Source organism: Nocardioides fonticola (assembly GCF_039536805.1).
Classification (GTDB): domain Bacteria; phylum Actinomycetota; class Actinomycetes; order Propionibacteriales; family Nocardioidaceae; genus Nocardioides; species Nocardioides fonticola.
In genome coordinates this window covers 165525-177390 of record NZ_BAAAZH010000036.1, presented here as the reverse complement: position 1 = coordinate 177390, position 11866 = coordinate 165525, and the positions used below count along the sequence as shown (strand labels likewise).

Here is an 11866-nt window from a genome sequence, read left to right as displayed (position 1 = left end):
GTGCGATGCTTCGTTATGTACGTCACACGTGCTTGAGGGGGCACGTTCGTCACCACCCGATCTTCGTCAGGGAGAAACGATGTATCGACTGCGCAGGACCGGCGTGCGCCGTACGGCCGCACTGGTCCCGCTCGCACTGCTGTCGACGGCGTGGACCGCATCTCTGGTCAACGCCGGCGGCACCGTGACCGCGAGCGCCCCGACCGAGCCGGAGCCCCAGCCCGGCACGTCCGTCCCGGCCGAGGCGATCGACGTGCCCGCCTCTGTGTCGGCCCCCGACGAGATCGCGCCCGGCGTCGCCGGCAGCGGCGATCTCGGCGACCTCGGGTCGGGCGGCACCAGCCAGGTCGTGGCCACCGCCAGCACCTCGGGCATCCCGGCCGTCGCCCTCGCGGCCTACCAGCGTGCCGAGACCGTCATCAACGCCGCCGACACCTCCTGCCACCTCACCTGGCAGTTGGTCGCCGCGATCGGCCGCGTGGAGTCCAACCACGGCCGCTACGGCGGCAACGTGCTCGACGACGACGGCATCGCCCGTCCCGGCATCTACGGCATCCCGCTCAACGGTCGCAACGGCACGACGAAGGTCTCCGACACCGACGCCGGCGCCTTCGACCGCGACACCGTCTGGGACCGCGCCGTCGGGCCGATGCAGTTCATCCCCTCGACCTGGTCGGTCGTGGGGGTCGACGCCGACGGTGACGGCCAGCGCGACCCGCAGGACATCAACGACGCGGCGCTCGCCACCGCGGTCTACCTGTGCTCGGGCTCCGACGACCTCGCGACCACCGCGGGCCAGGAGTCGGCGGTCTACCGCTACAACCACTCCCGCGCCTACGTGAACCTCGTCCTGCAGATCATGGACGCCTACGCCTCGGGCGACTACACGAGCGTGCCGAACTCGGTCTCGGCCGCCGGCTACCTGGCGCCCGCCCCGGCTGCCACGGGCCCGAAGCACGGCAGCCGTCCGCACCAGCACGCCGCCGACCCCGAGCCCAGCACCGGCCCGACCGACGAGCCCACCTCCGAGCCCAGCACGCCGCCCAGCGGCGGTCAGGGCGGCGGCTCCTCCGACGGCGACGGCGGCAAGGGCAACCTGCTCGGCATCCCGGGCGTGCCCGCGCCGTCCGTGCCCGCGCTGCCCTCCACGGGCGTGAAGCCGGTCGACACCGTGCTCACCTACGCTCAGGCCGTGCTCCAGTGCACCCTCGAGGGCTACCTGCCCAACCTGCTCAAGGCGGGCGACCCGTTCGATCAGTGCGTGTACGACTACACCCACCCCGACACCGACGGCGCCTCGACCGGCGGCAGCCAGAAGAAGTAGCCGCCGGCTCCACCGGCGAGAACGCAGGGCCCGACCGCTCCGGTCGGGCCCTGCGTCGTCGAGGGGCCTCGCAGGGACGACGCCACCGCGCACCCTCGCGCTACGGATGCCCCCCGGAGTATCGTCCGGCTCGGCTGCCGTCAGCCCTCGCCCGAGGAGGCCGCATGACCCACGACATCGCGCCGTCCGCGCCCCGCCGGCACCCGGGCCGGCTGTGGCCACACGCCTGGTGGGCGATCGTCGGGACGATGTGGGCGCTCGGCGTCGTCAGCCTCCTGACGATCGGGGTGGTGCTCGTGATCGCCGCCAGCGGGCTCGGGCTCCTCGGCCTGGCCATCCCCCGCACCCGGCATGCCGGTCACCTCGGCGGGCTCGCCGGGTTGGCCGCGGCGCCGCTGACGCTCGCCTGGCTCAACCGCGAGGGCCCCGGCACGGTCTGCCACACCTCCGGCGACGTGACCGACTGCGAGGAGTTGTGGAGCCCCTGGCCCTTCGTCGCCGTCGCGCTCGCCCTGGTGGTCGCAGCCGTCGTCCTCGTCGACCGCCGCCGGATGCGCGCCGCCTCCGCGGCCTGAGGCTCAGCGCCGCAGCAGGCGGGCGGCCTCGGCGGCCCAGTAGGTGAGGATCACGTCGGCGCCCGCGCGCCGGATCGAGGTGAGGGTCTCCAGGATCGCCGGCTCGCGGTCGATCCAGCCGCGCTCCGCGGCGGCCTCGATCATCGCGTACTCGCCGGAGATGTTGTAGGCGGCCACCGGCACGTCGACGGCGTCGCGCACACGGCGGATGACGTCGAGGTAGGCGAGGGCCGGCTTCACCATGACGATGTCGGCACCCTCCTCGACGTCGAGCAGCGCCTCGCGCACGCCTTCGACGGCGTTGGCGTGGTGCTGCTGGTAGGTGCGCCGGTCGCCTTGGAGGCTGGAGTCGACGGCCTCGCGGAAGGGGCCGTAGAACACCGAGGCGTACTTCGCCGAGTAGGCCAGGATCGAGACGTCGGTGTGGGCGGCGGCGTCGAGGGCCTGGCGGATCACCCGCACCTGGCCGTCCATCATGCCGCTGGGGCCGACCATGTCGACGCCGGCATGCGCCTGGGCCCGCGCCATCTCGGCGTAGATCTCCAGGGTGCGGTCGTTGTCGACCCGGCCGTCGGGGGTCAGCACCCCGCAGTGGCCGTGGTCGGTGAACTCGTCGAGGCACAGGTCGCTCATCACCGTCAGCGCATCGCCCACCTCGGCGACGACGTCGGTGATCGCGAGGTTGAGGACGCCGGCCGGGTCGATCGCGCCCGACCCCTCGGCGTCCTTGTGCTCGGGGACGCCGAAGAGCATGACCCCGCCCAGACCGAGCTCGGCGGCCTCGGCGACCGCCGCGAGCAGCGAGCTGCGGGTGTGCTGGACGACACCGGGCATCGAGCTGATCGGGCGCGGCTCGGCCAGGCCCTCCCGCACGAACAGCGGCAGCACGAGCTGACGGGCCTCGAGCGAGGTCTCCGCGACCATCCGCCGCAGCGCCGGGGTGGTGCGCAGCCGCCGCGGACGCACCACGGGGCCGACGACGTCGGGGACCTCGCTCGGCTGGTTCACGCCTCGATCACCGGGCCGTGGTCGACTTGCGGCGGGCGGCCGGCTTGCGCTCGGAGGGCCGCGTGACCGGCTGGCCGGCCTCGATCAGCCCGGCGCGGCGCGCGGCACCGAAGTCGGCGAGCGCGTCGACGAGCAGCTCGACGTCGGGCTTGGGGGCCAGCACGTCGACCCGCAGGCCGTGCTCCTCGGCGGTCTTGGCCGTGGCCGGGCCGATGACGGCGATGATCGTCGAGGGGTGCGGCTTGCCGGCGATGCCGACGAGGTTGCGCACCGTCGAGGAGGAGGTGAAGACCACCGCGTCGAACTTGCCGGTCTTGATGGCGTCGCGGGTCTCGGCGGCCGGCGGGGCGGCGCGCACCGTGCGGTAGGCGGTGACGTCGTCGCACTCCCAGCCGAGGTCGATGAGCCCGGCGACGAGGTTCTCGGTGGCGATGTCGGCGCGCGGCAGGAAGACCCGGTTGATCGGGTCGAGCATCTCGTCGTACTCGGGCCAGACCTCGAGCAGGCCGGCGGCCGACTGCTCACCGGTCGGCACGAGGTCGGCACGCAGACCCCATTCGCCGATCGCCTGGGCGGTCTTGTCGCCGACGGCGGCGATCTTCAGGCCGGAGAACGCGCGGGCGTCGAGGCCGTACTCCTCGAACTTCTCCCGGACGGCGCGCACGGCGTTGACCGAGGTGAAGGCGATCCATTCGTAGCGACCCTCGACCAGGCCGCGCACGGCCTTGTCCATCTGCTGGGGGTTGCGGGGCGGCTCGACCGAGATGGTCGGCACCTCCTCGGGGACGGCGCCGTAGCCGCGCAGGCGGGTCGAGACGGGGCCGGCCTGGTCCTTGGTGCGCGGCACCAGCACGCGCCAGCCGAACAGCGGCTTGGTCTCGAACCACGACAGCGTGGTGCGCAGGTCGACGACGTCGCCGACGACGATCACGGCCGGCGGGCTCATCCGCGCGGCGCGGGCGTCGGCACCGACGCGCTCGAGGGTCGAGGTGAGCGTGGCCTGGTCGGTGGTGGTGCCGACGCGGGTCATCGCGACCGGCGTGGACGGCGCGCGGCCGGCCTTGATGAGCTCGGCGGCGATGTCGGCGATCTGCCCGACCGCCGAGAGCAGCACCAGCGTGCGGTCGTCGGCGTAGCGCGACCAGTCGATGCGCTCGCCGCAGGTGACCACGGCGACCTCGCGGTGGTCCTTGGTGGTCAGCGGGACGCCGGCGTAGGCGGGAACCGCGCTGACCGAGGAGACGCCCGGCACGATCTCGAAGCCGATGCAGGCCTTGGCGCAGGCCTGGGCCTCCTCGGGGCCGGAGGCGTAGAGGAACGGGTCGCCGGTCATGAGCCGGACGACGCGCAGGCCGCGCTTGGCCTGCTTGACGACGACCTTCGCGCGGGAGGCGTGGGTGAGCGGCTGGCCGTCCTCACCGAAACCGCCGTCGACGAACTCCGGTTCCACCCCGAGCGACCTCACGAGGGCGGTGTGGTCGGGTGTCTCGGTGACCACCACGTCGGCCCGGCGGATCAACTCCGCGGCACGGACCGTCAGCAGCTCGGGGTCGCCGGGGCCGGCGCCCACGAAGGAGACCCACCCGCGCGTCGTGGTGTTGGTCGTCGTCATGCTCATCGCACCTTGTCTGCATCGTCGGCTACCGGACCTGGCTGGCCCAGCTGTCCTGCCCCGTCGGCCAGCATCTCTGCGGCCAACCGGGCTCCGACGCCCGTGGCGTCGGCGGGGTCGCCGGTGAGCGACATGCGCACCGAGAGACCCCCGTCGGGGGAGAGTGCGATCGCTCGCACCCACAGTTCCTCGCCGTCCTCGCCCTCGACGACCTCGGCGAGTGCGCCGATGGGTGCCGAGCAGCCGCCCTCGAGGGTGGCCAGGACGGCGCGCTCGGCCTCGACCGCGGCACGGGCGTGCGGGTCGTCGAGCGCGGCGAGCTCACCGGCGAGCGGGTCGTCGCCGCGGCACTCGACCGCGAGCGCGCCCTGACCGGGAGCGGGAAGCATCTGGAGGGGGTCGAGCACCTCGGTGACCTCGTCGAGGCGCCCGATGCGGGCGAGACCGGCCCGCGCGAGGATGACGGCGTCGACCTCGCCGGAGGCGACCTTGCCGATGCGGGTGTCGACGTTGCCGCGGATGCCGACGGCCTCGACGCCCAGGCCGAGCGCGTGCAGCTGCGCGACGCGGCGCGGGGAGCCGGTGCCGACGCGGGAGCCGGGCGGCAGCTCGCCGAGGGTGAGGCCGTCGCGGGCGACGACGACGTCGCGGGGGTCCTCACGGCCGGGGATCGCGACCAGCGCGATGCCCTCGCACGGGTAGGTGGGCAGGTCCTTGAGGGAGTGGACGGCGACGTCGATCTCGCCGGCGACGAGCGCCTCGCGCAACGCGCTCACGAACACGCCCGTGGACGCCGAGCCGGTCAGCGGGACGCCGGAGGCCTGCGAGCGGTCGCCGTCGGTGGTGATCTCGACGAGCTCGACCTCGCGCCCCAGCCGGGCGGCGATGAGATCGGCCACGGTGCCGCTCTGGGTGGTGGCCAGCACCGAGCGCCGGGTGCCGACGCGCACGAGCCGATTCATGCCAACCCCCCGGGGCGGGTGACGGCGGTGACGGCCTCGGGGTCGAGGGCGAAGAGCTCGGCGAGCGCGGCGGCGTAGGAGACCGCGCCCGACTCGTTGGCCAGCTCGCGCACCCGCACGGTCGGCTCGTGCAGCAGCTTGTCGGCCACGCGGCGCACGGTCTGGAGGATCTCGGCGCGGGCCCGCGGATCGAGGTCGGGCAGACGGCCCTCGAGGCGGGCCATCTCGGCGTCGACGACCGAGGTGGCCATCGAGCGCAGAGCGACGACGGTGGGGGTGACGCTGGCCTGGCGGCGCGCGGCCAGGAAGGCCGCGACCTCCTGGCTGACGATCTCGCGGACGGCCTCCACCTCGACCGCGGCCTCGGTGCCGTGGACGTCGGCGGCCAGCTCGGTGAGGTTCACCAGGGTCACGTTGTCGATCGCGGCGGCCGCCGGGTCGACGTCGTGGGGCAGGGCGAGGTCGATGACGCCGAAAGGACGGCCGTCGGCGGTGGCGGCGCGCATCTGCTCGGCGCGCACGACGATGCCGGTGGAGCCGGTGCAGGAGACGAGCAGATCGGCCGCCGCCAGCTCGGCGTCGAGATCCTCGAGCAGGGCCGCACGGCCGGCGTACTCGCGGGCCAGGTGCTCGGCGCGCTCGGGGGTGCGGTTCACCACGACGACCTCGGCGGCACCGCGCCGGGTGACGGTGGCGACCGCGAGGCCGGCCATCGCGCCGGCACCCAGGACGACGACCCGGCGTCCGGACAGATCGCCGCCGACCCGCTCGAGGGCGGCGCTCACGAGGGACGGCGCCGCCCGGTCGATGCCGGTCTCGGCGCGCGAGCGCTTGCCGACGCGCAGCGCCTGCTGGAAGAGCACGTTGAGGGCCGGCCCGACGGTGCCGAGCTCCTGGCCCAGCCGCAGCGCCTCGCGGGTCTGGCCGAGGATCTGGCCCTCGCCGAGGGCCATGGAGTCCAGGCCGGCCGCGACCTTGAACAGGTGGGAGACCGCGCCGTCGTCGTAGTGCACGTAGAGGTGGGGCAGCATCGCCTCGGTCGATTCGCCGGCCTTGTCGACCAGCAGCCGGGAGAGGTCCTCGACGCTGCCGTGGAAGCGGTCGACCTCGGCGTAGAGCTCGATGCGGTTGCAGGTGGCGATCACCGTGGCCTCGGTGACGTGGGCGCAGGCCGAGGCGTCGTGGATCATCTTCTGCACGCCGTCGCTGTCGAGCGCGACCCGCTCGAGCAGGCTCACCGGCGCGGAGTTGTGGGAGAGACCCACCACCAAGACGCTCACGAACGGACCTCCTGCTCCTGGCGCCCCGGCTCCGGCTGGTCGCCCAGCGCCTTGCGCGACTCGTGGTAGGCGAGGATCTGCAGCTCGATCGACAGGTCGACCTTGCGGACGTCGACGCCCTCGGGCACCGCGAGCACGGTGGGCGCGAAGTTGAGGATGCTGCGGATGCCGGCGGCGACCATCGCGTCGGCGACGTCCTGGGCCGCATGGGCGGGCGTGGAGATGACGCCGATGGCGACCGCGTGCTCGCGGACGATCGCGTCGAGGTCGTCGAAGGGGCGCACATCGATGCCGGCGACCTGCTCGGCATGGCGGCTCGGGTCGGCGTCCAGGAGCGCGACGACCCGGAAGCCGCGGCTGCGGAAGCCGGAGAAGTTGGCGAGCGCGTGACCGAGGTTGCCGATGCCGACGATGACGACCGGCCAGTCCTGGGTCACGCCGATCTCGCGGGCGATCTGGTAGCGCAGGTACTCGACGTCGTAGCCGACGCCGCGGGTGCCGTAGCTGCCGAGGTAGGAGAGGTCCTTGCGCAGCTTCGCGGAGTTCACGCCGGCGGCGGTGGCGAGGTCCTCGCTCGAGCAGGTGCGGGTGCCGGCCTCGGAGAGTCCGGTGAGCGCTCGCAGGTACACGGGAAGCCGCGCGACCGTGGCCTCGGGGATGTCCCGGGCGGTCTCGGCGGAAGTCCGTGCGGTCACTGCGTCGTCTCCATAACCAGCCGGGCAGGCGGGGACCGAAAGGCCCGGGATCGCCGCGCGGCGCCGTTCACTGTAGGAGTTTGTGAACGTGAGAACAAACCGAGGCGGAGGGGCCGCCGCGGGAGCGCTAGCACACGTGATCATCGCCACGTGGAGCGGGGGTCCCGCGGGGTGGGTTCCACGTGACGGCCGCCGCCGCCGCGATCGAGGTGACGCCGGTGGGCGGGCGGTGCGGTGGCCGCCGGGGCTGCCGCTCAGCCGCGGAGCGCTGCCCGCAGGCGGTCGGCGCTGACCCGCCAGAAGTCGTGCTGGCGCCCGTCGACGAAGGTCACCGGGATCTCGTGGCCGAACCGCTCGGTGAGCGCCGGGTCGTCGTCGATCGAGATCTCGGTGAACGACTCCCCCAGCTCCGCGCACACCGCCTCGATCACCGCCCGCGCGTCCTCGCACAGGTGGCAGCCGGGGCGGGAGTAGAGGGTCACGCGGGGAGCCGCGTCGTCCGGCATGCTCACTCCAACAGCCCCGTGGCACGGCGCCGCTCGTAGGCGCGCAGCCGCCCGCGCTGCACCTTGCCGGTGACGGTGAGCGGCAGCTCGTCGACCACCTCGACCCGGGTGGGCCGCTTGAACCGCGCCAGGCGGATCGCGCAGCGCGCGAGCACCGCCGACTCCACGGCGTAGGGCGCATTGCCGGCGAGCGGCCGCACGTAGGCCACGACGGCCTCGCCCGTCTGCTCGTCGGGCACGCCGATGACGGCCACCTCGGCCACCCCGGGCACCTCGCGGACGACGTCCTCGACCTCGGCGGGATAGACGTTGAAGCCCGAGACGATGATCAGCTCGCCGAGCCGGTCGACGAGGGTGAGGTCGCCGTCGTCGAGGAAGCCGACGTCGCCGGTGCCCCACCAGCCCTCGGCGTCGGGGCCGTCGGCGCCGGTGGGCCAGTAGCCGCTGAAGAGGTTGGCCCCGCGCACCTGCACCTCGCCGGCCTCCTCGCCGCGCGGGTCGAGCACGCGGCCGGTGTCGTCGACGAGGCGGACCTCGATGCCGGGGAGCGCCGCGCCCACCGACCCGGGCACCGGGTCGGCGCTGCACAGCGTGCTGGTGACCACCGGCGAGGCCTCGGTCAGGCCGTAGCCCTGATGGACCGCGAGCCCGGTGCGGCCGGTGAACTCCGCGACGACCTCGGCCGAGAGGGGCGCCGAGCCCGACAGCACCAGACGGACGCCGTCGAGGCGGGCGGCGAGATCGGGCACCTCGCGCCACTGGGCGAAGACCGGCGGCGCGAGCGGCAGCACCGTGCAGCCGTGCGCCGCGACGACGTCGAGGGTGCCGACGGGGTCGAAGCGGTCGACGAGCACGAGCCGGGCCCGCAGCCGGATGACGGTGCCGAGCACGGCGTTGAGGCCGTAGACGTGGAAGAGCGGGAGCACGCCGAGGACGACGTCGTCGGAGCGGATCATCGGCGGCTCGGCCGAGGCGAGCTGCTCGACGTTGGCCAGCAGCGCACGGTGGCTCAGCATCGCGCCGCGCGGGCGGCCCGTCGTGCCGCTGGTGTAGAGCAGGGCGGCGGTGCGCTCGGGGTCGGCGATCGCCGGGACGACGCGCGCGGGGTCGGCCCGCAGCTGCTCGTAGGCCCGCTCCCCCGGTTCGAGCGCGCCGTCGACGAGCACGATGCGGGGCCGGACGGCGTCGGGGTAGTCGCGCTCGAGCTCGGCGATCGCGGCCCGCAGCAGTGGCGCGGTGGCGGCCTCGGCCACCGCCAGGCGCGGCGTGCAGTCGGCCAGCACCCGGGCGACCTCGACAGGCGTGGCACGCGGGTTGACCGGCACGGCCACCGCCTGGGCCCGCAGCACCCCGAGATAGGTCGTGACGAACTCCGGACGGTTGCCGAGCAGCACCAGCACGCGGTAGCCGGCCACGACGCCGGCGGTGCCGAGGCCCGTGGCGACCCGGCCGACCTCGGACTCCAGCTGCGCCCACGTGATCGCGCGGACCGGTTCGGACGGCGTCGCGGTGGCCACCTCGAGCAGGGCGACGTCGTCGGGCGCCTCCTGGGCGGCGACCGCGAGGAGGTCGGCGAGGTTGGTCAGGGTGCCGTCGGGTCCGGCCATGTCGGGATCCTTCCACACGGCCCCGGACCGCGTGGCGGGACCGGGACGGCGTCCGGCCGGGGCACTAGTGGCGTGTGTGCGAAGTTCTGGGATGGTTCGCGTCGTCAGGGTGCGTGCATCGCAAGGCGGCGTCGCGAAGGGCTACCGGGCGTAACGCGAGCGATGCCAACGCTGCGAGGTGCGTGCCATGGCGGCGCCAACCATCCAAAGATTTCGTGCACACGCCACTAGGGTGAGACGCGTGACACCTCCGGCCGAGCGGCGCCGCCTGCCCGACCTCCGCCAGCGCTCCCGACTCGCCGGCGAGGCCGCGGCCGCCGCTGCCGAGGTGGAGACGGCGCTCGACCATCCGGTCGACCCGGAGTCGGCGGCGTTCTTCGACGTCGACAACACGATCATGCAGGGCGCGAGCATCTTCCATCTGGCCCGCGGCCTGCACCGCCGGCAGTTCTTCACGACCCGCGACATCCTCGGCGCGGCCTGGAAGCAGGCCTACTTCCGCATCGTCGGGGTCGAGGACCCCGAGCACGTCGCCGAGGCGCGCAACTCCGCCCTGGCCTTCATCGCCGGGCACACCGTCACCGAACTCCAGGAGCTCGGCGAGGAGATCTTCGACGAGGGCATGGCCCACCGCATCTGGCCGGGCACCCGCGCCCTCGCCCAGCTGCATCTTGACCAGGGGCAGCGGGTCTGGCTGGTCACGGCCGCCCCGATCGAGATCGCCCAGATCATCGCCCGCCGCCTCGGGCTCACCGGGGCGATGGGCACGGTCTCCGAGCACGTCGACGGCGTCTACACCGGTCGTCTGGTCGGCGACATGCTCCACGGGCCGGCGAAGGCCGAGGCGATCAAGGCGCTCGCAGCGCGCGAGGGACTCGACCTGGCCAAGTGCTCGGCCTACTCCGACTCCGCCAACGACCTGCCGATGCTCGGCCTGGTCGGCGACCCCTGCGCGATCAACCCCGACGCCAAACTCCGGGCCTACGCCCGCGAGCAGGGCTGGCGGGTCCGCGACTACCGCACCGGCCGCAAGGCTGCCCGCGCCGGCCTGGTGGCCAGCGCGGCGGCGGGAGCGGTCTCGGGCGCGGTCGCGGCCGGGGTCGCCGTACGCCGCCGGCTCTGAGGTCCGGCCCTGCGGGCGCTCCGAGTTCGTGCCCGACGGCTCGGGCTCCCCCTCTTCCACATCCGACACCGCGTCGTCCACTCCGACGCGCAGACCTCCAGACCGCTCGCACAGGGAATTCCCACGTTTCTTGGTCAGCGGGGCACCCCCCGGCCTAGCATGGGGCGCTACGGGCCACACCTGGGCCCGGGCCGAAGGGGGAGGGCCGACGATGCACGACCGTGCGACGGGCTTGACACGCGGGCTGGACGCCCTCCGTGTCGCTGTCGCCTCGGTCCTTCCGCAGGTCGCCGGCCCCCAGCTCGCGGGTCTGCCCGCGGGGCTCACCACGTCCGCCCGCGGCTCCTGGCTGCTCACCGAGGCGATGGCGCCGGGCGGCGTCGACAGCAGCGGCCGCCTGGGCGGCGCCACCGGATCCGGTCCGACCAGCCTCGACGACCCCGGTGCCCCGGGCCCCGACGGCTTCGACGACGCCGACCTCGCGGCGTCCTCGGAGGTCTCCGAGGCCGAGCGCACCCGCCTGATCGCCCTGGTCGAGCTGGCCCGCAAGGGCGACGCCGAGGCGTTCGGTCTCCTCTACGACCACTACCAGGGCGCGGTCTACCGGTTCCTCTTCTACCGCACCCGCTCCGCGGTGCTGGCCGAGGACCTCACCTCCGAGACCTTCTTCCGGGCGCTGCGCTCGATGCAGGGCTTCCGGTGGCAGGGCAAGGACTTCGGCGCCTGGCTGATGACGATCGCCCGCAACCTCGCGACCGACCACTTCAAGGCCGGCCGCACCCGTCTGGAGTTCACCACCGAGGACATGGGCCAGCATGACGACGCGACGGAGGGCCCCGAGTCCGCCGTCCTCGCGGGGCTGACCAACGAGATCCTCCTCCAGGCGCTCACCCAGCTCCCCGAGGAGCAGCGCGACTGCCTGGTCATGCGCTTCCTCCAGGGCATGAGCATCGCCGAGACCGCCACCGTGCTGGGTCGCTCCGACGGGGCGGTCAAGCAGCTCCAGCTCCGCGGCGTGCGCAACCTGGCCAAGCTGATGCCGGAGGGCCTGCGATGACCGCGACCGCCGTTACCGAGATGTGGATGTTCGATCCGCGTCAGGCCGTAACCTCCCCGCGCGTCCGGTCGTTCTCCTCCATGACGCCGGAACGTCCGGCTCGAAGCAGGAGGATCG

At 73.7% G+C, this 11866-nt stretch carries 11 protein-coding genes; 4 read left to right on the top strand and 7 right to left on the bottom strand.

The features are described 5' to 3' along the window. Positions 1–79 precede the first annotated feature (79 nt). Both ABD671_RS21860 and ABD671_RS21855 read left to right on the top strand, forming a co-directional pair. Positions 80–1324: a lytic transglycosylase domain-containing protein gene (locus ABD671_RS21860; RefSeq protein WP_344735639.1), complete on the top strand. Its 1245-nt coding sequence runs from the start codon at positions 80–82 to the stop codon at positions 1322–1324. 164 nt (positions 1325–1488) lie between these two features. After that, entirely contained in the window at positions 1489–1899 is a 411-nt protein-coding gene (locus ABD671_RS21855; protein WP_344735638.1) for a hypothetical protein, read from the top strand. A gap of 3 nt (positions 1900–1902) precedes the next feature. Here the strand turns inward: ABD671_RS21855 and hemB are convergent, their stop codons facing one another. The 7 genes from hemB to ABD671_RS21820 all read right to left on the bottom strand — a co-directional run bounded on the left by hemB (position 1903) and on the right by ABD671_RS21820 (position 9569). Next, positions 1903–2907, bottom strand: a complete 1005-nt coding sequence (gene hemB, locus ABD671_RS21850; protein WP_344735637.1) for a porphobilinogen synthase — start codon at positions 2905–2907, stop codon at positions 1903–1905. Positions 2908–2914: 7 nt separating this feature from the next. Beyond that, positions 2915–4525, bottom strand: coding sequence for a bifunctional uroporphyrinogen-III C-methyltransferase/uroporphyrinogen-III synthase (locus ABD671_RS21845; protein WP_425574948.1), 1611 nt, complete (start codon positions 4523–4525; stop codon positions 2915–2917). Next, on the bottom strand, positions 4522–5481 hold the full coding sequence (gene hemC, locus ABD671_RS21840; RefSeq protein WP_344735636.1) for a hydroxymethylbilane synthase: 960 nt from the start codon (positions 5479–5481) through the stop codon (positions 4522–4524). The genes ABD671_RS21845 and hemC overlap by 4 nt, the downstream gene beginning before the upstream one ends. Continuing rightward, positions 5478–6761, bottom strand: coding sequence for a glutamyl-tRNA reductase (locus ABD671_RS21835; RefSeq protein WP_344735635.1), 1284 nt, complete (start codon positions 6759–6761; stop codon positions 5478–5480). The genes hemC and ABD671_RS21835 overlap by 4 nt, the downstream gene beginning before the upstream one ends. Beyond that, positions 6758–7456, bottom strand: coding sequence for a redox-sensing transcriptional repressor Rex (locus ABD671_RS21830; protein ID WP_344735634.1), 699 nt, complete (start codon positions 7454–7456; stop codon positions 6758–6760). Before ABD671_RS21830 ends, ABD671_RS21835 begins: the two co-directional genes overlap by 4 nt. Positions 7457–7710: 254 nt before the next feature. Next, positions 7711–7962 carry a glutaredoxin family protein gene (locus ABD671_RS21825; protein ID WP_344735633.1) on the bottom strand — a complete coding sequence of 84 codons (252 nt, stop codon included), beginning with the start codon at positions 7960–7962 and terminating at the stop codon, positions 7711–7713. Between the two features lie 2 nt (positions 7963–7964). Then, on the bottom strand, positions 7965–9569 hold the full coding sequence (locus ABD671_RS21820; protein ID WP_344735632.1) for a class I adenylate-forming enzyme family protein: 1605 nt from the start codon (positions 9567–9569) through the stop codon (positions 7965–7967). A gap of 241 nt (positions 9570–9810) precedes the next feature. Here ABD671_RS21820 and ABD671_RS21815 point away from each other — a divergent pair, with 241 nt between their 5' ends. Together ABD671_RS21815 and ABD671_RS21810 are read left to right on the top strand one after the other, a co-directional pair. After that, positions 9811–10692, top strand: a complete 882-nt coding sequence (locus tag ABD671_RS21815) for an HAD family hydrolase (protein WP_344735631.1) — start codon at positions 9811–9813, stop codon at positions 10690–10692. Between the two features lie 232 nt (positions 10693–10924). After that, entirely contained in the window at positions 10925–11749 is an 825-nt protein-coding gene (locus tag ABD671_RS21810; protein ID WP_344735630.1) for a sigma-70 family RNA polymerase sigma factor, read from the top strand. The last annotated feature ends 117 nt before the right edge of the window (positions 11750–11866 follow it).